The 19,882-nt window shown below is 71.1% G+C and carries 20 protein-coding genes; 8 read left to right on the top strand and 12 right to left on the bottom strand.

Annotated elements, in window-relative coordinates:
- Positions 1-66: 66 nt before the first annotated feature.
- Positions 67-1,338, top strand: a complete 1,272-nt coding sequence (locus tag ABGB01_RS17730) for an MFS transporter (RefSeq protein ID WP_347774517.1) — start codon at positions 67-69, stop codon at positions 1,336-1,338.
- A gap of 216 nt (positions 1,339-1,554) precedes the next feature.
- Here the strand turns inward: ABGB01_RS17730 and ABGB01_RS17725 are convergent, their stop codons facing one another.
- The 3 genes from ABGB01_RS17725 to ABGB01_RS17715 form a co-directional block, all read right to left on the bottom strand.
- On the bottom strand, positions 1,555-2,697 hold the full coding sequence (locus ABGB01_RS17725) for an FAD-dependent oxidoreductase (protein ID WP_347774516.1): 1,143 nt from the start codon (positions 2,695-2,697) through the stop codon (positions 1,555-1,557).
- A 78-nt stretch (positions 2,698-2,775) separates the two neighbouring features.
- Entirely contained in the window at positions 2,776-3,648 is an 873-nt protein-coding gene (sigJ, locus tag ABGB01_RS17720) for an RNA polymerase sigma factor SigJ (protein WP_347774514.1), read from the bottom strand.
- A gap of 96 nt (positions 3,649-3,744) precedes the next feature.
- A complete protein-coding gene (locus ABGB01_RS17715) occupies positions 3,745-4,944 on the bottom strand; it encodes an MFS transporter (protein ID WP_347774513.1) in 1,200 nt (399 codons plus the stop codon).
- Between the two features lie 86 nt (positions 4,945-5,030).
- Here ABGB01_RS17715 and ABGB01_RS17710 point away from each other — a divergent pair, with 86 nt between their 5' ends.
- Positions 5,031-5,483, top strand: a complete 453-nt coding sequence (locus tag ABGB01_RS17710) for a helix-turn-helix domain-containing protein (protein ID WP_347774512.1) — start codon at positions 5,031-5,033, stop codon at positions 5,481-5,483.
- 436 nt (positions 5,484-5,919) lie between these two features.
- Here the strand turns inward: ABGB01_RS17710 and ABGB01_RS17705 are convergent, their stop codons facing one another.
- From ABGB01_RS17705 to ABGB01_RS17685, 5 genes are read right to left on the bottom strand one after another with little or no spacing between them, the layout of a single operon-like run.
- A complete protein-coding gene (locus ABGB01_RS17705; RefSeq protein ID WP_347774511.1) occupies positions 5,920-6,105 on the bottom strand; it encodes a hypothetical protein in 186 nt (61 codons plus the stop codon).
- Between the two features lie 21 nt (positions 6,106-6,126).
- Positions 6,127-6,288 carry a hypothetical protein gene (locus ABGB01_RS17700; RefSeq protein ID WP_347774510.1) on the bottom strand — a complete coding sequence of 54 codons (162 nt, stop codon included), beginning with the start codon at positions 6,286-6,288 and terminating at the stop codon, positions 6,127-6,129.
- Positions 6,261-8,156: an ABC transporter ATP-binding protein gene (locus tag ABGB01_RS17695; protein ID WP_347774508.1), complete on the bottom strand. Its 1,896-nt coding sequence runs from the start codon at positions 8,154-8,156 to the stop codon at positions 6,261-6,263. The genes ABGB01_RS17700 and ABGB01_RS17695 overlap by 28 nt, the downstream gene beginning before the upstream one ends.
- The gene (locus ABGB01_RS17690; RefSeq protein WP_347774506.1) at positions 8,146-8,577 is read right to left on the bottom strand and encodes a S26 family signal peptidase; all 432 of its coding nucleotides are present in this window, start codon (positions 8,575-8,577) and stop codon (positions 8,146-8,148) included. The genes ABGB01_RS17695 and ABGB01_RS17690 overlap by 11 nt, the downstream gene beginning before the upstream one ends.
- Positions 8,574-9,191: a TlpA disulfide reductase family protein gene (locus ABGB01_RS17685; protein ID WP_347774504.1), complete on the bottom strand. Its 618-nt coding sequence runs from the start codon at positions 9,189-9,191 to the stop codon at positions 8,574-8,576. Before ABGB01_RS17685 ends, ABGB01_RS17690 begins: the two co-directional genes overlap by 4 nt.
- Positions 9,192-9,500: 309 nt before the next feature.
- On the opposite strand from ABGB01_RS17685, the gene ABGB01_RS17680 reads away from it, so the two are divergent.
- From ABGB01_RS17680 to ABGB01_RS17665, 4 genes are all read left to right on the top strand, one after another.
- On the top strand, positions 9,501-10,748 hold the full coding sequence (locus ABGB01_RS17680; protein ID WP_347774503.1) for a trypsin-like peptidase domain-containing protein: 1,248 nt from the start codon (positions 9,501-9,503) through the stop codon (positions 10,746-10,748).
- Positions 10,749-10,855: 107 nt separating this feature from the next.
- Entirely contained in the window at positions 10,856-11,506 is a 651-nt protein-coding gene (locus ABGB01_RS17675) for a GntR family transcriptional regulator (protein WP_347774502.1), read from the top strand.
- Positions 11,503-12,222 (top strand): haloacid dehalogenase type II, encoded by a 720-nt coding sequence (locus tag ABGB01_RS17670; RefSeq protein WP_347774501.1) that lies wholly within the window; start codon positions 11,503-11,505, stop codon positions 12,220-12,222. The genes ABGB01_RS17675 and ABGB01_RS17670 overlap by 4 nt, the downstream gene beginning before the upstream one ends.
- Positions 12,223-12,328: 106 nt before the next feature.
- Positions 12,329-13,153, top strand: a complete 825-nt coding sequence (locus tag ABGB01_RS17665; RefSeq protein ID WP_347774500.1) for an ion transporter — start codon at positions 12,329-12,331, stop codon at positions 13,151-13,153.
- A gap of 140 nt (positions 13,154-13,293) precedes the next feature.
- Here ABGB01_RS17665 and ABGB01_RS17660 read toward each other — a convergent pair whose 3' ends face one another.
- Positions 13,294-14,223: a helix-turn-helix domain-containing protein gene (locus ABGB01_RS17660; protein WP_347774499.1), complete on the bottom strand. Its 930-nt coding sequence runs from the start codon at positions 14,221-14,223 to the stop codon at positions 13,294-13,296.
- A 93-nt stretch (positions 14,224-14,316) separates the two neighbouring features.
- Between ABGB01_RS17660 and ABGB01_RS17655 the strand changes: the two genes are divergently transcribed.
- The gene (locus ABGB01_RS17655) at positions 14,317-14,628 is read left to right on the top strand and encodes a hypothetical protein (RefSeq protein WP_347774498.1); all 312 of its coding nucleotides are present in this window, start codon (positions 14,317-14,319) and stop codon (positions 14,626-14,628) included.
- A gap of 199 nt (positions 14,629-14,827) precedes the next feature.
- On the top strand, positions 14,828-15,703 hold the full coding sequence (locus ABGB01_RS17650) for a DUF4394 domain-containing protein (protein WP_347774496.1): 876 nt from the start codon (positions 14,828-14,830) through the stop codon (positions 15,701-15,703).
- 134 nt (positions 15,704-15,837) lie between these two features.
- Here ABGB01_RS17650 and ABGB01_RS17645 read toward each other — a convergent pair whose 3' ends face one another.
- The 3 genes from ABGB01_RS17645 to ABGB01_RS17635 form a co-directional block, all read right to left on the bottom strand.
- On the bottom strand, positions 15,838-16,308 hold the full coding sequence (locus ABGB01_RS17645) for a TspO/MBR family protein (protein WP_347774495.1): 471 nt from the start codon (positions 16,306-16,308) through the stop codon (positions 15,838-15,840).
- 49 nt (positions 16,309-16,357) lie between these two features.
- Positions 16,358-18,562 carry a cellulose binding domain-containing protein gene (locus ABGB01_RS17640; protein WP_347774494.1) on the bottom strand — a complete coding sequence of 735 codons (2,205 nt, stop codon included), beginning with the start codon at positions 18,560-18,562 and terminating at the stop codon, positions 16,358-16,360.
- A gap of 175 nt (positions 18,563-18,737) precedes the next feature.
- Positions 18,738-19,769 carry a LacI family DNA-binding transcriptional regulator gene (locus ABGB01_RS17635; protein ID WP_347774492.1) on the bottom strand — a complete coding sequence of 344 codons (1,032 nt, stop codon included), beginning with the start codon at positions 19,767-19,769 and terminating at the stop codon, positions 18,738-18,740.
- Between the last annotated feature and the right edge of the window lie 113 nt (positions 19,770-19,882).

Here is a 19,882-nt window from a genome sequence, read left to right as displayed (position 1 = left end):
TCATTATGCCTGGTCCAACAGATTGACGACTTCCTATGGCTTTCCGGGTGGCCTAGCGTCGCATCGGTGACCAGATTTCGACAGGTGCTGGCCGTGCCGGGGATGACGCCACTGCTGGTCATCTCGCTGTTCGCTCGTACCGCGATCACGGCGGACGCGATGGCGCTGACGATGTACGTCGTCGTCGCCCTCGACATGAGTTACGCGGCGGCGGGAGCCGTGGTGGCGGCGCTCACCGCCGGCGTCGCGCTGGGCGGGCCGCTGCTGGGCCGGATGATCGACCGGCGGGGCCTGCGTACCGTGCTGCTGGTCACCCTCGTGCCGCAGCTCGTGTTCTGGCTGGCCGTGCCCGTCCTGCCGTACGCGATCGTGCTGGGCGCCTCCTTCGCCGCCGGGCTGCTGATGGTGCCGGTCCAGTCGGTCACCCGGCAGGCGATCGCCGCGATGACGGCGGCAGAGCAGCGGCGGGCGGCGTTCGCGCTGGAGTCGGTGGTCGGCGAGCTGTCGTACATGGTGGGGCCGGCGGTGGTGATCGTGTGCGCGGCGCAGGTTTCCCCCGGCGTGGTGGCCTGGGGAGTGGGCGCCGCGATCGTCGCCGGCGGGGCGGGCATCGCCCTGCTCGATCCGCCGCTACGGAGCAGCGACGAGGCGGGCGGCGAGGCGGCCGGCCGGCCCCTGCGGCGGGAGTGGCTCGGAGCGCGCATGGTCGCTGTCCTGACGATGGGATTCGGCGTCGCGATGTTGCTCAGCGGCGTCGACCTGGCCATCGTCGCCACTCTTCGAGAAGCCGGTCAGGTCTCGTGGGCGGCCGTGGTCATCGCCGTGTTCGGGGTGACGTCCGTCGTGGGCGGTCTGGTGTACGGAGCGCTGCCCCGGCCGATGCCCACCTGGCTGCTGCTCGGCCTGCTCGGGCTGGCGACGGTCCCGGCCGGGCTTGCCCATGACTGGCCCTGGTTGTGCGTGGCCGTCATCGGCGCCGGGCTGCTCACCGCACCGACCCTCTCCACGGTCTCCGACGCCGTGAGCCGGCTGGCGCCCGCCGGGGTGCGAGGCGAGGCGACCGGCCTGCACTCCTCGGCGGCGAGCGCGGGGTTCGCGCTCGGTGCACCGGTCGTGGGAGTGGCGATCGACGCGTCCGTGCCGGCGGGCGGCTTCGCCGCGGCCGGCCTGGCGGGCCTGCTCGCCGCGCTGACGGGATATCTGCTCCTGCGGCGCTCACCGGCCGCCGCACCCCCTCCGCCGCCCTCGTCGTCCTGCTTGTCCCCGTCCTCAACCATTCCTTGCTCCCGTGCGGGCTCGCGGGCCGTCTGTGAGCACGCGGCCGATCGCCTGATGTGAGCCGTGACCGCCGGCCTCCTGCGGTCGTTGACCAGCCGCCAGACGTAGTGGAACGCGAGCATGACGTTGCTCTGCACCGTTAAGTACGCCCACGGGCGACCGACCGACGCCGCCAGGCTCGCCAGGCCCGCGATGGCGGCGGTGACCAGCAGGATTCGCCACGCCGTCATCCGGGCCTCCTTGACGCGCTCCCCGGCCTGAAGGCCGGGGAGCGCGTCAAACGGCGACCGCCTGCTCCTCGTCCCGGGGGAAGAAGGGCAGTTCGATGAGGACACGGCCGGCGGCGGCGAGGATCTGCGCGGCATCGTCGACCGGCGGATGGATCCACTGGTTGATCATCAGCTTGACCTCCTTGGCCGCGGCGCCCGAGGCCATCACCTTGCGGTCCCAGCCCCTGGTGAAGACCCCGCCGGCGGCGCCCAGGTCCAGGCAGGTGACGTAGGGCCCGGCGGTGAAGTCGCGCAGCGGCAGTCCGAGCAGGTCGGCGGCGGCGTTGTACCCGGCGATCTTGCCCATCGGGGTGGCGTGCTGGCAGGCCTGCATGACCGTGTGCTCGGCGTCGAACGCCGCCGCGGCCGTGTCGCCGGCGGCGAACACCTCGGGAAGGGCGCGCAGGCGCCGGTCCACCGGCACCCGGCCGAGGTGGTCGAGCCGGCCGGAGATCTGCCGGGTGAGCTCGCTGGCCCGCATGCCCACCGACCAGACCACCGCGTCCGCCTCGACCTCGGCGCCGTCGGAGAGGACGGCGTAGCCGTCGCCGACCTGGGTCACCGTCGTGCCGAGCCGGCGTTCGACGCCCAGCTGGTCAAGCGCCGCCTCGATCTCCTCGCGCGGGCCGGGGCCGAGCTGGTCCGCGACCACTTCTGACCGGTCCACCAGCAGCACCCGGCCTCCGGCGGCCAGTGCGGTCGCCGCCTCCAGGCCGGTGAAGCCCGCGCCCACGACCACGGCGGAGTAGTCCTCCCGTCCGCGCAGGTGGCCGGTGAGCCGCCGGGCCCCCTCCAGGGTGTCGATGTCGAAGAGCCGTTCGGCGCCGGGCAGGCCCTGGGGCCGTACGAGCTTGCTGCCCGCCGCCAGCACCAGGCGGTCATAGCCGATCTCCTCGCCGTCGGCCACCACCACCCGGCGGCCGGTGTCGACCGTGCTCACCGAGGCGCGCAGGTGCCGGACGCCGATCGGATCGAGGATCCTGCGCAGTTCCACCTTGGCCAGGTCCGGCTCCGGCTCGTACAGGCGGGGCCGCAACACCAAGTGCTCGCCCGGCGCGACGAGCGTGATGCGCAGATCCGCGTCCCCACGTGCCAGCGCCGCTCCCGCCGCGCTCCACACGCCCGCGAAACCGCCTCCGATGATCACCACGTGTGCCATCGTCCATGTCCTCTCTCAGCCTTCGCTCCCCGAAGTGTCCGGGGGCGGCAGGGAGACAAGACGGCGGGCTCAGATGTGACCGATCCGGAGAAGTTTCTCCGGATTGGCCAGCCTCCGGAACACCGTGATCCGGCCGTCGGCGACCTCCAGGGTGTCGAGCCAGACCAGCTCGCCGCCGCGGTAGGTCGCCAGGGCCGGACAGCCGTTCACCTCGATGATCTCGGACGCGTCGGGGCGCCTGATCTGGATCTGCCTGACCGCCAGCAGGGCGATCGTCTCGGCGCCCCGCACCGGCCTGCGCGCGGCGGTCGCCTTGCCGCCACCGTCACCGACGTAGACGGCCTCAGGAGCCAGCAGCGCGACGAGCGCGGCCATGTCCCCCGCGTCGGCGGCCGCCTTGAACGCCCTGAGCACGCGTTCGGTCTCGGCCCTGGACGCCCGGGGCCGCTCCTTGACGGCGGCGACCCGCGCCCGCGCGCGGGAAGCGAGCTTGCGGCTGGCCGCGGACGTGTTGCCGAGCACCTCGGCGATCCGGTCGAACGGGAAGTCGAAGACGTCGTGCAACACCAGGGCGACGCGTTCGGCGGGGGTCAGCCGCTCCATGACCACCAGCATCGCGGTGCTCACCGACTCGTCCATGAGGACCTGGGCGGCGGCGTCGGGGCCGGTCAGCAGCGGTTCGGGCAGCCAGGGCCCGACATAGGACTCGCGCCGGACGCGGGCCGAGCGCAGCACGTTGTAGGACGTACGGGCTGCCAGGGTCACCAGCCAGGCCCGCAGGTCCCGCACCTCGGACAGATCCGCGGCGCAGGCGCGCAACCAGACCTCCTGCGTCACGTCCTCCGCCTCGGCCACGGTGCCCAGGATCCGGTAGGCCGCCCCGAAGACGGCGGGCCGATGCGCGTTCCAGTCGGCCTCCGCCGGCGCGCCGGTGGGCTTCATCCTCGACCTCCTGCCTCCGTGCCCGACCGCCGATGATAGGCAACCCGATTCGTGCCCCTGATCGTGGGCGGGGTCGGTGACCGGTGCACGACCGCGTCAGGGCCGGCTGTCGAGCCGCTCCTGGAAGGCGGGGCCGGCCGAACGCCGGGCCGAGGTGGCGACGAGGAGCCCGCATGCGGCGTAACCTGCGCCGAGCAGGCCGGCGGCGGGCCATCCCGCGGCGCTGTAGGCCCAGGTGGTGGTGATGGCGCCGAGTGCGGAGCCGAGGGAGTAGAAGGCCATGTAGGCGCCGATGACGCCGCTGCTCCGGTCGGGGCGGGCGGTGGTGAGCAGGTGCTGGCTGCTGACGTGAACGGCCTGCACGGCGAAGTCCAGGACGATGACGCCGACGATCAGCAGCCACAACGATGACCCGGCTTGGGCGATCAGCAGCCACGAGGCGGTGAGCAGGGCCAGCGACCAGCCGGTGACCGACGGCGCGAGGCCCCGGTCGGCCCATCGGCCGGCCCTGGCCGCGCCCAGTGCCCCGGTGAGACCGGCCAGGCCGAACCATCCGATCTCGGTGGTGCCGAGGTGCCACGGCGCGTCGCCGAGCGGGAGCGCCAGTCCGCTCCACAGCGTGCCGAAGGAGGCGAACAGGAAGAACGCGACCAGTCCGCGGCTGAGGAAGAGCCGGTCGCCGGTGACCAGACGACCCAGCGATGCGAGCGAACGTCCGTACCGGGCTCTGGGGCGGCGGATGTCGGGCGCGAGAGTGAACCGGGTGGTGAACGCGAGCGCCACGCAGAGCGCGGCGATGACGAGGTAGACGGTGCGCCATCCGGTCAGCTCGCCCAGCGCGCCCGCGACCACCCGCACCCCGAGGATCCCGATGACCACGCCCGAGGTGACCGCTCCGATGTTGCGGCCGCGCTCGCCGGCCGGTGAGACGGCGGCGACGTAGGCCACCGTGATCTGGACGACCACGGCGAACAGTCCGGCCAGGGCCAGGCCCGCGATCGCGACGCCGCCGCCGGGCGCGCCCGCGGCCACCATCGCGCCCGCCGCTGTGAGCAGCAGGTGCACCGTGATGAGTCTGCGGCGGTCGAACAGGTCCCCGAGCGGCACCAGCAGCACCAGCCCGGCGAGATAGCCGATCTGGCCGGCGGCGACCAGCCACCCCAGCGTTCCTTCCCTCAGCCCGAGGTCCTCGCCCGCGGTCTCGAGGATCGGCTGGATGCCGTAGATGGCCGACACCGCCACCGCGCACACCAGCGCGAGCACGGCCCGCTGCCTCCCGGTCAAACCTGACGACATGTCACCCTCCGATGAGTTGCAAAGTGCAACCTATCTGAAGGTAGGGCATAATGGTTTCAGATTGCAACTCATCAGAGAGAGGGACAGTGGACGTCACACTCGCCTCGGGAAGCGCTTGGACCGACCCGGCCTGCCCGGTCGCCAGGACCGTCGACCTCATAGGCGACCGGTGGAGCCTGCTGATCATCCGCGACGCGATGGACGGGGCGACGAGCTTCACCGAGTTCCGTCAGCGGCTGGGCATCGCCCGCAACATCCTCACCGACCGGCTTCGCAAACTCGTCGAGCACGGCATCCTGGACAAGAGCGCCGACACCGACGGCAGACGCCACACCTACCGGCTCACCAAGGCCGGGCAGGACCTCTTCACGGCCGTGGTCGCCCTCCGCCAGTGGGGCGAGCGCCACGCCTTCGCCCCGGACGAGCCGCACTCCGTTCTCGTCGATGATCGAGGGCGGGAGCTTCCCCCGCTCCGCCCGCTCGACCACGACGGCGCGCCGCTCTCCGTCGAGGCGTCGCACGTCCGCAAAACCGCCTGAGCCCGCCGCGCCAGATCGGCGGCACCTGGCCGCCGTACGTGCCGCGTTCGCCTGAGCGAGCGTTTTGGGGCGTCAAAGCCTGGCCCTGGAGTCCGTTTTGCGCAGATTGTCGCATTAGCGCCCCGGGTAGCTCCCCATGTCGAGGTTGCACCCGCAGCCGCACCGATCGCTCCACCACGTTAGGAGCAGCCACATGAGAACGCCGAGCCGCCTGACCGCAGCCAGGATCCTGCCCCTGCCTCGCTTCAGCGTGCCGACGCCGTTCCCGGATGACGACGATTCCTCCAGCCGTCGCCGTCGCCGTCGCCACCGGCGCTGATCGGCGGCAGGACCGTACGGCTGAAGGGTCCTGCCTCGGGCCCTTCAGCCGCACGCCTCATCCCCCAGAAGACGGAGTCTCCCTGGCCGGAGCCCGCCAGTGGAGCCCGTCACTCACCTACGCGCACTGCTTCCTGATGTAGACCGAGCAGTCGCTCCTCCAGCACTTGAAGACGGAGCAGCAGATGCTGCCCGTACAGGTCGTGTGGTCGAGGATGCACCGTGCCGTGCAGGCGGCCTGCGCGTCGCCGGTCGGCACGACGAAGGCGACGATCCGGTCCGCCAGAGCAGTCATGAGTTTCATCTGTCCCACCTTCTCCGGCGACTATTCGCACAGGGTGACCAAGCGGTAGCTGCAGTCGGTGTTGTAGCACCTCATCTTGTAGCACCCGGTGTTCGGGTCGTAGCTGACCTGCACGCACCTCGGGGTGCACGCCGCGTCGGCCTTGACCGTGGGAATCAACCGGTCAATGAGCTTGTCGAGCATTCTGTTCTCACCTCCTTCGCTGCCTCGCAGTCGCTGGGCGCGGTTTCATCGAGAGTCATCTCGTGATAGCCGCGGGCTTGCAGGCGGAAGAAGCGGGCGTAGGTGCCGTCCACCGCCATGAGGTCGTCGTGGCCTCCCCGCTCCGCGACGACCCCGTCCTCAAGGACGACGATCAGGTCGGCGTCCCGCACGGTGTTCAGCCGATGGGAGATGAGCAGGCTCGTCTGGCCCGCGCGGTGCCGGCGCATCCGGGCGTGCACGTCCGCCTCGGCCTCCGGATCGAGACCCGAGCTCGGTTCGTCGAGGATCATCAGGTCCCGTCCGTCGCGGAGGAACGCTCTGGCCAGGGCGGTCCGCTGCCACTGACCGCCGGAGAGCACGACGCCGGTCGAGGAGTCCTCGCGGTCCTCCTCGCTGGTGAACATCCGGGTGAGCAGCGTGTCGTAGCCGCGGGGAAGGGACGCGAGCAGCTCGTCCACCCCTGCCTTCCGCGCGGCGGCACGGATCCGGTCCAGGTCGTCACGGGCGCCGACGTCTCCCACGCCGATGTTGTCGCGGGCGGAGAAGTCGTAGGTCATGTGGTCCTGGAAGACGCCGCTGATCCGATCCCGCAGCGCGTCCGGCCGGACGTCGCGCAGGTCGACTCCGTCCCAGAGGATCGCTCCCCGGCTCGGGTCGTAGAAGCGGCAGAGCAGTTTGACGAGCGTGCTCTTGCCGGCGCCGTTGAGCCCGACCAGCGCGACGGCCGCGCCGTACGGGATGAACAGGTCGACGCCGCGCAGGATCCAGGGATGGTCGTCGCTGTAGCGGAACCACACGTCACGCAGCTCGATCCCGCGCCGCAGCGGCGGCAGCGGCCCGGGATCGGCCCGCACGACGAGGTCGGGCTCGGCCCTGACCACCGCCACGTAGTGGCCGAAGAGCCGCAGGTTGTGATCGGCGATCGCGATGCCGGTGACCAGGGTGTTGAGCCCGCCCTGGACGGCGACGACGGCGGCGGTGAACATCGACACGTCCCCGACGGTGAGCGCGCCGGACCTGGCCGCGGCGATGGCCCAGACGAGTCCGCCCCCGGCCACCACGGCGGACAGCAGGGCGAGCACCCCCTCCGCCGACAACTCCTTGCGGTCCATCCGGCGCTTGCCCTCATGGGCCGTCGACAACTCCGTCATGAGGCGGCCGCGCAGGAATCCGCCGGAGTTGAAGAGCCTGATCTCCTTGGCCGCCTCGATCGTGCTGAGCAGGTTGCTGTAGAAGACCTGCCGGCGCTCGGCCGGGCCGATCTCCCACATCATGCTCGTACGCTGCCGCGACAGTTTCAGCTGCGCGACCAGCGCCGGCACGGCGGCGCACAACACGATCAGCGTCATGACCGGGCTGATCACCAGCACGGCCCCGACGAAGCCGATCACGGTGACGGCTGAACGGACCAGGCCGAAGGACTCGGTGACGATGCCGTCGGCCCTGGACGCCCCCTCCTGGGCCAGGCGCAGCCGGTCGAGGAAGCGCGGATCCTCGAAGGGCCGCAGCCCCGGGAACCGTGCCGTGGCCGCGAAGAGCCGGTCCGTCGTGGCGGCCACCATGGCCCGGCCGACCTGGTTGCCGAGGTACCTCGACCAGTGCGGCAGGACTGCGGCGGCGACGCCGATGCCGGCCAGTCCCGCGGCCAGGCCCAGCAGCTCGGCCAGGGAGGCCGCCCCGGTCAGGCCGTCGATGACCAGCTTGGTCAGCCAGGCCGCCGCGACCGGCGCCGCGGCCGTGCCCAGCAGCGTGACCGCGTACCCGATCGCGGGAACGGCGGCGGCGCTCCAGGCGGTTGCCGCCGCCTCACGCGCGGAGGCGGTCAGGCGCACCCCCTCAACGGCCATGCCGCGCCACCAGCTTCCTGATGGTGACGGCATGGAGGTCGTCGGCGTGGAAGAAACCGTGCTCGCGGGAGTCGAAGCTGGCCTCGGTGTTGTCACCGATCAGGACGAACCTGCCGGCCGGGACGACGTCGTCGTCGACGGCCTTGCGTACGTCCTCAGGGACCGGATCGCCGGGCAGGGCGGCGATACGCTTGATCAGATATCTGCTGCCGATCGGGTGAGGACTCAGGACGACGGCGATCTGCCCGGTGCGCAGCGCCGCGAGACGCGTGCGCCGGGACAGGAGCCGGTCCCCATCGGCCAGCGACGGGGCCATGCTGTTGCCGTGGACGCGGATCACCATGTACGTCGCGCGCAGCCGTACGGCCAGCAGGGCCAGGCCAGCGAGCCCGCACGCCGCCGCGAGGAACGCCCGCCTCATGGCGTCCTGACCTCGGCGGGCATGGTGTGGCCGCTGCCGGCGACCGTGCCCCCGGCGTCGATCGTGATGACCGTCGGGTACGCGCTGACCTTGAACGCCGTCTGGAGCGGCCCCTGCGGCGTCTCCACGACGACATGTGCCACCTCCGCGAGGCGTTCGACGTAGGCCGCGGAGTCCTCTCCTGGGCCGGTGTCGACCACGGCGAGCACGGGGTCCGACGTGCCGCGTGCCCGTTCCACGAAGAGCGGGAGCAGGTCCTTGCAGGGCTGGCACCCCTGGGAGAAGAAGCCGACCAGCGCGGGTGCGCCCAGAAGCTCGTCGGAGATCGGCTCACCGCTCGTGGTCATGGCGGCGAACCTCGGGACCCTCGCTCCGGGCGAGAGGCCTTCCGCCATCGCCGGCGGCGGCATGCTCTTGCTCTGGCTGCGCAACCGGCGGATCACACCGACGGTCAGCAGCAAGTTCACCATGCACAGCAGCCCGACCAGCACGACCGCGGCGACCAAGTACTGCAACACGCCCTCCCCCGGCCTGTCCATGAGCAACGTCTGGATGCCCGTGGCGGCGGACGCGGTCCCGGTCAGGACCTGACACGCGACGCGCAGGAGATCCACGAACCGGATGTTGCACGATCCCGCTAGCCCGGCCCTCGCGCGCCACTAGCCCGGCGCCGCCGCATGTCGTGGGCCAGGTGCTGGAATGGCTCCTTCCGCACGTCCGTACGGGGCCCGGATTCCGCGCGGGCGGCGAAGGTGACCGGCACAGGGACGGGCTCGCGACGCGGCATGGCCCCGTCCGCCGCTGCGCCGAGCTAACAAGGATGAAACACACGCGGGTGTTCCATGAAGCTCACCAGACCGGCGCACGCGTGCTTGGAGCGAACGTGCCTGGCTGCCTCCGCTCGACCGACCCGAGGAGACGTCATGGACACCAACCCGCCCCGCGAGCATGACTCTTACGGCCGGAACCAGGTCGGCAACGCGCAGCCCACCCGTGAGGGCTTCCACCCGCCGGGACCGGTGTTCATCCCGCCCGGGTTCCCGCCGCCTCCTCCCCCGCCTCCCCCCGCCCCGCAGCGGCGGACGGGGATCGTCCTCACCGGCAAGGTGGCCGCCGGACTGGCGCTGGCGACGTTGGTCACCCTCGCAGGGGCGGCGCTCGGAGGCGGCGCCGTGGGCGCGCACCTGGCCGCGGCCGGCCGGCCGGCCGCGACCGCCACCGTCGCCGGCCCCAACCCGGTGTTCCGTACGGCCTCCGCCCCGTACACGGTCGCGCAGGTCGCCGAACTCGTGCAGCCGTCGGTGGTGATGATCCAGGGCCAGACCGCCGGAGGCTCCGGGGTGGTGCTGTCGGCGGACGGGCTGATCCTCACCAACAACCACGTCGTGGCCGGGCAGGATCGCCTGGCGGTGAAGTTCAGCGACGGCAGGACCGCCCAGGCCGGCGTGGTGGGCACCGACCCGGCCACCGACCTCGCCGTCATCCGCGCCGAAGGCGTGAGCGGGCTGGCCAGAGCCACGCTGGGTGACAGCGACCAGCTCAAGGTCGGTGACGACGTCCTGGCCATCGGGAGCCCGCTCGGCCTCGACGGCACGGTGACGGCGGGCATCGTCAGCGCGCTGGACCGTACCGTGACCGCCGGGAACGGTCCGGACGGACGGCAGCCACCCCCGGGCATGGGCGGGCAGGAGCAGGAGAGCGGGTCGACCACGCTCGGCGGCATGATCCAGACCGACGCGGCGATCAACCCTGGCAACTCCGGCGGCGCCCTGGTCAACGCCGCCGGCGAGCTGGTCGGCATCAACAGCGCCGTCGCTCCCGAAGGGGTCAACCTGGGCTTCGCCATCCCGGTGAACACCGCCGAGCAGGTATCCGAGCAGCTCATCAGCAAGGGCAAGGTGAGCCACGCGTACCTGGGAGTGAGCGTCACCGACGCGACGGGCCAGGTGGCCGGCGCGCTGGTCCGGCAGGTGGTTCAGGGCAGCCCCGCCGACAAGGCGGGACTGAAGCAGGGCGACCTCATCACCAAGATCGGCGACACGCCGGTCACGGGCGGCGACACGGTCGTCGGGCAGGTCCGCGGCTTCACGGTCGGCCAGCGGGTGCAGATCACCTACGAGCGGGACGGCGAGCCGAACACCGTGACCGTCGTGATGGCGGAGAAGCAATAGCCCGAAGCCGGCCCGGCGCGCGGGCCGGTGTCTCCATGCCGTTTCCGGCCGGTCCGCGGGTGCGCCCGACTTGCCTGGCTCACTGTATAGCTGTTATACAGTTAGCCATGTCGATTCACACGGTCACCGTGGCGGACGCGGTCGCCGACCAGCTGCGCCGCCGGTTGTTGTCCGGGCACTACCGGGGCGGAGATCAACTGCGCGACACCGACCTGTCGCAGGAGTTCGGCGTGGCCCGGCCCACGGTGCGCGCGGCCGTGCAGACGCTGGTGGCCGAAGGGCTGCTCGATCGCGGGCGTGGACGCAGCGCGCAGGTCCGGTCGTTCACCGCCGAGGACGCCGTCGACCTGGGCCGGCTGCGTCGCCCGATCGAGACGATCGCCGTCGAGATGATCATGTCGCAGGCCCGGCCGCTCACCGGCATCGCCTCGGCGGCGCGGGCGTTCTCCGCGCTGGGCGACGACGTCTCTTGGGACGTGGTCGCCGGCCATGACGTGGCCTTCCACCGGGCCGTGTTCGCAGCCGCGGGTTCGCCCCGCCTGCTGCGCACCTTCGACGAGCTCAGCGCCGAGCTGCGCCTGCTCATCGCCCAGCTTCGCCCGACCTACGACAGCGTCTCCGACCTGGCGCACGAGCACGAGGTGCTGCTCGATGCGCTGCGCTCCGGCGACGTCCAGCAGGCCAAGGCCGCCTGGAACGCCCACTGCGACGACTCGGAACGTTTCTACCTCGACCTCATCCAGGAGCACGCACGGTGAACTTCAACGACTTCGACGCCCTCAGCTTCGACTGCTACGGGACCCTCATCGACTGGGAGGCCGGCATCGCGGCCGTGCTGCGCGCGTGGGCCGGCGCGCACGGTCTGCGGATGAGCGATGAGCAGCTGCTGACGGCATATTCGGCGCACGAGGCGCAGGCCGAGGCCGACCACCCCGGCGACCTCTACCCGCGGATCCTCGCGCGGGCGATGCGTGGCCTGGGTGCGCAGCTCGGCGTGCCGGTCAGCGACGGCGAGGCCGAGTCGCTGGCGGTCTCCGTGCCCGACTGGCCGGCGTTCCCCGACTCGGCGGAGGCGCTGGAGCGGCTCTCGCGGCGCTATCGGCTCATCATCCTGTCCAACGTCGACCGTGTCTCCTTCGCCGGCTCCAACAAGCGCCTCGGCACCACCTTCGCCAGCATCCTCACCGCCGAGGACGTCGGCTCCTACAAACCCGATCCCCGCAACTTCGAGGCGCTGGCGCGCGAGGCCGAGCGGCTCGGAGTGGCCGAGGGCAGGCTGCTGCACGTGGCGCAGAGCCTGTTCCATGACCACGTGCCGGCCAAGGCCGCGGGCCTGCCCACCGTGTGGATCAACCGCCGTCACGACAACGCGGGCTGGGGCGCGACACCGGAGCCGTCGGCCGGCGTCACCCCGGACTGGACCTTCACCTCCATGCGCGCGTTCGCGGACGCGGTCGACGCCGGCAACGCCTGACGACCCGGACCAGCATGCCGGTCGCTGCTCGGCATGTCCCGCCTCATACGATGATCGACGCCCCGGCGCCGACATTGGAGGCTGAACGTTGCTGGATCGAGAACGCGTGCGCGCTCTCCTCGCCAACCCGCGCTTCGAGCGGGCGATCATGGCGGTCATCGTGCTCAACGCGATCACGATCGGCTGTGAGACCTCCTCCTTCGTGATGGGGTGGATCGGCGAGCCTCTTCACGTCGTGGACCGCGTGGTGGTGGGCGTGTTCGTCCTGGAACTCGCCGCCCGCCTCTACGCCCACCGGGGCGCGTTCTTCAAGGATCCGTGGAACTGGTTCGACACGGCCATCGTGGGGATAGCGCTGGTGCCCGCCTCCGGGCCGGCCTCCGTGCTCCGCACCTTGCGGATCATGCGGGCGCTGCGCCTGGTCACCGCGGTGCCCAGCATGCGCAGGGTCATCTCCGCGCTGATGGCCGCCATTCCCGGCATGGCCTCCATCCTCGGCCTGCTGATCATCATCATGTACGTGGCGGCGGTGATGGCCACCCAGTGGTTCGGGCGGACGGCGCCGGCGTACTTCGCCGAGATTCCGACCTCGCTGTTCACCCTGTTCCAGGTGATGACCGGGGAGGGCTGGCCGGACATCGCCGACCAGATCATGGATGCGCACCCCTGGGCATGGATCTTCTTCGTGGCCTACATCCTGGTGTCCTCCTTCGTGGTGCTGAACCTTTTCATCGCGGTCGTCGTCAACGCCATGGACGACGAGAGCACCTCCGCGGAGGAGCAGCGCACCGATGACCGGCTCATGGCGATCACGGAGGAGCTGGCGCGCCTGCACGCCAAACTGGACGCCCTTTCCCCGCAGGCCGAGACCAGGGCCGGCGGGCAGGAGGACGACCCCGAAGCGTCGCCCAGCCTGTCGAACGCGAGCTGACCGGCTGCGTCAAGGAACGTGAGCGCATCGACCGCATGATCGGCGACCTCGTCCGTTCCCGCGACGTGCTCGACGACGTCATCAGGGAAGCCTTCAAGCGCTGAGCGTCACCGGCCTCTGCGGTAGGCAGGGAAGCCGGGTCAGTGCGGGCGGCGGCCGCGGTACGTACGGCGGTACGCCGTGGGAGTGGTGGACGCGTCGCGTGACAGGTGTTGCCGGAGGTTGGCGGCCGTACCGAGGCCGGAGCGCCGGGCCACCTCATCGACCGGCAGGTCGGTGCCCTCCAGCAGCCTGCGCGCTTCGAGAAGCCGCTGGGCGGCCAGCCAGCGCAGCGGGGTGGTGCCGGTCTCCGCGGCGAAGTGGCGGGCGAACGTTCGCGGCGCCAATCCCGCCTGGCGGGCGAGGTCGGCGACGGTGACGGGTTCGGCCAGGTGGTCCAGCGCCCAGGCGCACACCGCGGCCATGCCCTCGCCGCTGGGCGGCAGCGGTCGTTGCAGGAACTGGGCCTGACCGCCCTCCCGGTGTGGCGCGACGACCAGCCGCCGCGCGACCCGGATCGCGGCCTCAGGGCCGTGGTCGGTGCGCACCAGATGCAGGCACAGATCGATGCCCGCGGCGAATCCGGCGCTGGTCAGCACGTTGCCGTTGTCGGCGTACAGGGTGTCGGGGTCGACGTCGACAGCGGGGTAGCGGGCGGCGAGGTCGGCGGTGTCCATCCAGTGAGTGGTCGCCCGCCGGCCGTCCAGCAACCCCGCCGCGGCCAGCGCGAAGGCGCCTGTGCAGACGGAGACGATCCGGGCACCGCGTGCGCAGGCGGCGCGCAACGCGTCGAGCACCGGCAAGGAGGGCTCCACCAGGGGTGCGTAGCCTGGCACCACGATCGTGCCGGCGGTGTCGAGAGCGTCGAGCCCCAGCGGCGCGTGAAGGTCGAAGCCCGTGGTCGTCGGGACCGGCCCCGCCGATTCGGCGCAGACGGCGAACGAGTACTCCTCGCCGCCGAACACCTCCGCGGGGATGGCGAGGTCGAAGGCGACCACCTTCGGCAGGGCCAGACCCACAACACGGTGCATGGCAGGATTCTTACGGTAATAGGCCTTTCTGTCACTCGTCACCGGTCCGTCGCCCGGCAAGGATGACGATGCACGTCAAGGCAGGGAGAAGCCATGTTGTTCCTCGACGCGTCCTCGTTCACCGCCGATCGTCCATGGGGCGCCCTCGACATCACCGAGATCGACAACGCCACCGTCCGGCTGCACTGGACCGACGAGCCCTACGTCTGGCACGTGAACGACGGGCCGGAGGTCTTCGCCGTCATGGACGGCGCCGTCGACATGCACTACCGCCGCGACGGCCGGGAACACGTCGAGCGGCTCACCCCCGGCCGCATCTGCTACGCCGAGCCGGGCGACGAACACCTCGCGCATCCCGTACCCATGGCCCGCATCCTCGTCATCGAGCGCAAAGGCAGCATCTAGCCGGTTCCCGCCCGGGTTGCGACGCGGCGGTTGCGCTGGATGACAAAGGCCGCCCTGCTCCTGTCAGGGCACTTTGACATTTGTCACGAGGACACCTCCGCCGTCTCCAGACAAGCTGTTGCTGCTTGCCGGCACGCCGGTGAACGCAGGCGGCAAGGGTCGCCTGAAAGGCCGGCACAACTCGATGGAGGAGCACCCAATGCGAGGACGGATCACGAAAAAGGTCGCCTTACTGATCGGGTTCGCGACAGCGGCGGCCATAGCTGTCGGCCCGGCGGGAACCAGTCAGGCGGCAAGCTCGCAATCGGCCGCGGCCCCCTCGCTGCGGGCGTACGGGATCACCGACGACGGCAGGTTGATGGCCACGTTCACCACCGACAAGCCGGAAGAGCTCAACTGGGTCAGGCGCATCACCGGGCTGGTCACCGACACCTTCGTGATCGGTATCGACTTCCGCGTGCAGGACGGCAAGTTCTACGCCGTCGGCAACCACGGCGGCATCTACACGATCTCGCTCCCGACGGGCAACCAGGACGTCGTGGTCTCGAAGGTCTCCCAGCTCAAGGTGGGTCTCAAGGGCACCGCGTTCGGCGTCGACTTCAATCCCGCCGCCGACCGGCTGCGCGTGATCAGTGACAACGGCCAGAACCTGCGGCACAACCTCAACGACGGCACGACGGTGTCGGACACCGTGCTGAGCAACGGCCCGGGCTCGCCGGCCAGCGGAGTCACCGCCGCCGCCTACACCAACAACGACCTCAACGGCGACACCGCGACCACGCTGTTCGACGTCAACACCACGACCGCGCAGGTCGTCGTCCAGTCACCGGCCAACAACGGCCTGCTCGCCCCGACCGGCGCGCTCGGCATGCCCGTCGCCCTGAACGCGGGTCTCGACATCTACAGCGACCTGAGCAACGGGAAGACCGTCTCGAACTCGGCCTTCGCCACCCTCGTCGTGAACGGTGACGCGACGCTCAACACGGTCGACCTGCTCACCGGCGCCGCCACCCCGATCAGCGACCCGTTCCCCCTGACCATCACCGACATCGCCGTCGCTCTCGACACCCACTGACAGTCCCCGTCCGCCCCCGAGGTGAGCCCGTGCCGCCCTCCGCACGGGCTCACCTCAACGTGTTGTCCAGCCGCCCGGCCGGCCCACGAGCAGGACCGGCGTCCGCCCTCCCCGATGCGAGGGCCGGGCCTGGGTCATTCATCGCGGTTCCGGCGGGCGATGGCGGTGTTGAGTGCGGTGGCGAACACCGTCCATCCCGCGTACGGCAGCAGGAACAGCCCCGCGCGGCGGTCGGCCGTCCATCCCCGCCGGACGAGCATCGCGTTGGACGCGTTGAGGACAAGGATCTCGGCGAGCGCCAGCCGCGGGTTGCGCGCCCGGAAGAACAGGGCCGGCCATGCGGCGTTGAGCACCAGGTTGCCGGCCAGAGCACTCCGGAACGCCCGGCTTTCGGCCTGGTCACCACGAGAGAGGGCCCGCGTGCCCGCATAGGTGATGAGCACGTACAGAGGGGTCCAGACCAGGCCGAAAGCCTGTGGTGGCGGCTGCCACGACGGCTTCTTCAACCGCTGGTACCAGCTGGAGCGCGCGTCGGTGGCGAGCGCTCCGGCGACGGCGGTGGCGGTCACCGCGAGAGCCGTCTTCAGGAGGAGTTTCCCTTTCATCGCCGTCTCCTGCCCGGGAGCGACGCCACCGCACATGAAGCCCGCGCGGTCAGCGCACGTAGACGTTGGGCCGGGGCGGGGTGCTCATGGCGTTGCCGATGAAGAAGCTGGGGTGCGGCGGCTGGTTGTAGGCGGTGTTCTGCCAGGCGAGGGCCACGCGGTACTGCGGGTCGTGCAGCAGGGTGTGGATCTTGGTGGTGGTCGCGTGGGGTGTGGCGTAGATGCGCAGGGCGCGGTCGTCGGTGGTGGGCCAGATGACCTCCTCGCGCCAGTCGCCGAGGATGTCGCCCGACAGTGACGGAGTGGCCTTGGTGCCGTTGTTGCTGTGGACGCCGGAGGCGGTCAGCAGGCGGGTCTCGCCGCCGGTGCCGTACTTGTCGATCCTGGTCTGGTCCAGCAGCTCGCGCACCGGGTCGGCGTCCCACCAGGACAGGAAGTTGGCCGAGGACGGCTGGCGGCCGACGACCGTGCCGGAGGTGTTGCGCAGCCCGTTCTGCCCCGCCCCCGCGGCCCAGGACTCGGCGCCAGGGCTGCCGGCGTAGATGTCGCCGGCCACGCCGCGCCCGGGCCCCTCGCCGTCGGAGCTGCCGGTCTGCCACAACACCTGTCCGGTACGGGCGTCGACCATGTACAGGCCGGGCCGGTCGGCCGGCTCGGAGATCTTCACGTACTCCTGGCCCGCGCGGCCAGGGTCGAGGTCGCCCAGGTGGGCGGCGTCACCGTGGCCCCATCCGACGTTCCACAGGCGGCCGCCGTCGTCGTCGATGGCGGCGGCGCCGTAGACGATCTCGTCGCGGCCGTCGGCGTCCACGTCGCCGACGGTGAGGCTGTGGTTGCCCTGGCCGGCGTACGAGCCGTTGCCCGAGGCGTTGCTGTCGAACGTCCAGCGCTTGACGAGCCGGCCGTCACGGAAGTCCCAGGCGGCGATCACGGCGCGGGTGTAGTAGCCGCGGGCCATGATGAGGCTCGGCCGCTGCCCGTCCAGGTACGCGGTGCCGGCCAGGAAGCGGTCCACCCGGTTGCCGTAGGAGTCGCCCCAGGAGGAGACGTTGCCGCGGGGCGGGTCGTAGTTCACCGTGGACAGCGCCGCGCCGGTCCGGCCGTCGAACATGGTGAGGAACTCGGGCCCGGACAGGATGTAGCCGGAGGAGTTGCGGTGGTCGGCGCTCGCGTCGCCGATGACGGTGCCGCGGCCGTCGACGGTGCCGTCGGCGGTCTTCATGGCGACCTCCGCCCTGCCGTCGCCGTCGTAGTCGTAGACCTGGAACTGCGTGTAGTGGGCGCCTGCCCGGATGTTGCGGCCCAGGTTGACGCGCCACAGGCGGGTGCCGTCCAGCTTGATGCCGTCGATGTAGACCACGTCGGTGGTGCCGGACTGGGAGTTGTCCTTGGAGTTGTCGGCCTCCCACTTCAGCACCAGGTCGAGGCGGCCGTCGCCGTCCAGGTCGCCGACGGAGGCGTCGTTGGCGTGGTGGCCTGCGCTGGGCGGGGAGATGGGCACGTCGAGATGGCCGTTCGCGAAACGGAGCGAGGGTTCGGAGGCCGGGCCCTCGGCGCCGCCGGTGACCGGGCGGACCGTGTAGGAGGCGTCCGAGGCCGCCCCGGAGTCCAGGTAGTTGGTGGAGTCGGTGACGGTCGCGACGCGGGTGCCGCCTCGATAGACGGTGAAGGACGTGTCGCGGGGCTCGGTGCCCAGCAGCCGCCAGGAGACCAGGTTGCCGTCGCCGGAGCGGACGCTGATCAGGCCGCGGTCGAGGTCTTCCGCCTGCTTGGCGTCCGCGGGGCCAGTGGGTGTGACCGTGGGGGTGACCGTGGGGGTCGGCTCGCCGGGGTCGCCGGTGCAGGTGACGCCGTTGAGGGCGAACGAGGCGGGCGCCGGGTTGGCGGAGCCGTTCCATGAGGCGTTGAAGCCGAACGTCGTGCTGCCGCCCTGCGGGATCGCGGCGTTGTAGCCCGCGTCCTCGGCCCTGACGGCGGAGCCGTTCTGCGTGGCGGTGGCGTTCCACGCCTGGGTGATCCGCTGTCCGTCGGTGAACGACCAGTCCAGGCGCCAGCCGTTGACGGCTTCGCCGACGTTCCTGATGGTCACGTTGCCGGTGAACCCTTCGGACCACTGGGCGGCGACGGCGTAGTCGACCTCGCAGGCCACCGCGGCGGAGGCCGGCGACTGCAGGCCGACGGCGGCCGCGGCGACCAGGCACACGGTGCTGCCGAGCGTCGTGAAGAGCAGCGCTGGACGGGATAAACGTTTCATTGAACGTCCAATCGGTGTACGGATCCCGATGAGGTGCCGAGCGCCCACACGGTAGGAAGGCACTGACCAGGGTGTCAACGAAACACCGCCGTCCAGCGGGCCGGTGATTGTTACCTTTCAGGTCAGCAGCGGAAAGCGCCTTCCATGGCGCTGAAAGTTTCGTGACCGGAACGGATCAGCGGCAGGGCGGCGCGGTGGACTCGCGGACGACCAACCGCGGCCGGTAGACCAGCTTCTGATGGCGGTGCCCCGGCCGGGTCTCGTCCAGCAGCAGCTCCGCCGCGATCCGGCCCAGCTCGCGCTTCGGCTGCCACACGGTGGTCAGCGACGGGGCCAGCTGCGCGGCGAACGCCACGTCGTCGTACCCCACCACCGACATCTCCCCCGGCACCGCGATCCCCCGCTCCTTCAGGCCGCCGATCACCCCGAGCGCCGCGGTGTCGTTGAGGCAGATGATCGCGGTGGGCGGATCGCCCGCGCCCAGGACGTCCTCAAGCGCCGCCGCGGCGGTCACCGTGATGTCGGGCGACGGCACGCGGACGTCCAGCACGCCCCGGTCCGGGTCCAGGCCGGCCTTCAGGAACGCCTTACGCACCCCGGCGTGGCGCTCGGCCGTCTGCTGCACCTCGATCGACGCGCTGAGCAGGGCGATCCGCCGATGCCCCAGCGCGATCAGGTGCGCCGCGACCTGCTCACCGCCCCACTGGTTGTCCATCGACACCGAGCACAGCCGGCCGTCGGACCTGTGGTCGAGCAGCACCACCGGGACACCGCGCCCGGCCAGGGAGACCAGCGGATCCAGGTCGGCCTCGACCGGGGTGATGAGCACGCCGCGCACGCGCTGCTTCTCCAGCTCCTGCAGGTAGTGCCGCTCCCGCCCCGGCTGCAGGTCGGTGCTGCAGGTCATGAGCATGCAACCGTCCTGGAGCAGGCGGTCCTCCACCCCGCGGCACACCTCGGTGAAGAACGGGCCGGCGATGTCCAGCGTCACCGCGCCGACCAGCGGGCTGGGCATCCCTCGTAACCGCCTGGCGGCGTTGTCGGGCAGGTAGCCCATGCGTTCCATCGCCGCGTGCACGCGCCGGCGGGTCTCCTCGGCGACGAGCTCGGGACTGTTGAGGACGTTGCTCACCGTCGTCGGCGAGACCCCTGCCTCTCGCGCGACCTGGCGCATGCCGGGGCGGCGCGGCTCGCTCGAAGCGTCCACCGCAGCACCATATCCGGCCCGCGGCCGCTCGTCGGTGCGCAAGCTCCCCGCGGGGGCTGTCAGGTGGAATCAGGTCTCGGCACGCGCGCATGGCGCGTCGGGCTCCTGGACGC

Source organism: Nonomuraea sp. B5E05 (assembly GCF_039880665.1).
In the GTDB taxonomy this organism is placed as follows: Bacteria; Actinomycetota; Actinomycetes; order Streptosporangiales; family Streptosporangiaceae; genus Nonomuraea.
This window is presented reverse-complemented; position numbering and strand designations above follow the sequence as displayed.

Coding starts and splice junctions, on each gene's coding strand:
- sigJ (WP_347774514.1), bottom strand. CDS start 3,648: ATGAAGCCCACCGGCGCGCCGGCGGAGGCCGACTGGAACGCGCATCGG.
- ABGB01_RS17715 (WP_347774513.1), bottom strand. CDS start 4,944: ATGTCGTCAGGTTTGACCGGGAGGCAGCGGGCCGTGCTCGCGCTGGTG.
- ABGB01_RS17705 (WP_347774511.1), bottom strand. CDS start 6,105: ATGAAACTCATGACTGCTCTGGCGGACCGGATCGTCGCCTTCGTCGTG.
- ABGB01_RS17700 (WP_347774510.1), bottom strand. CDS start 6,288: ATGCTCGACAAGCTCATTGACCGGTTGATTCCCACGGTCAAGGCCGAC.
- ABGB01_RS17695 (WP_347774508.1), bottom strand. CDS start 8,156: ATGGCCGTTGAGGGGGTGCGCCTGACCGCCTCCGCGCGTGAGGCGGCG.
- ABGB01_RS17690 (WP_347774506.1), bottom strand. CDS start 8,577: ATGAGGCGGGCGTTCCTCGCGGCGGCGTGCGGGCTCGCTGGCCTGGCC.
- ABGB01_RS17680 (WP_347774503.1), top strand. CDS start 9,501: ATGGACACCAACCCGCCCCGCGAGCATGACTCTTACGGCCGGAACCAG.
- ABGB01_RS17675 (WP_347774502.1), top strand. CDS start 10,856: ATGTCGATTCACACGGTCACCGTGGCGGACGCGGTCGCCGACCAGCTG.
- ABGB01_RS17660 (WP_347774499.1), bottom strand. CDS start 14,223: ATGCACCGTGTTGTGGGTCTGGCCCTGCCGAAGGTGGTCGCCTTCGAC.
- ABGB01_RS17655 (WP_347774498.1), top strand. CDS start 14,317: ATGTTGTTCCTCGACGCGTCCTCGTTCACCGCCGATCGTCCATGGGGC.
- ABGB01_RS17650 (WP_347774496.1), top strand. CDS start 14,828: ATGCGAGGACGGATCACGAAAAAGGTCGCCTTACTGATCGGGTTCGCG.
- ABGB01_RS17645 (WP_347774495.1), bottom strand. CDS start 16,308: ATGAAAGGGAAACTCCTCCTGAAGACGGCTCTCGCGGTGACCGCCACC.
- ABGB01_RS17640 (WP_347774494.1), bottom strand. CDS start 18,562: ATGAAACGTTTATCCCGTCCAGCGCTGCTCTTCACGACGCTCGGCAGC.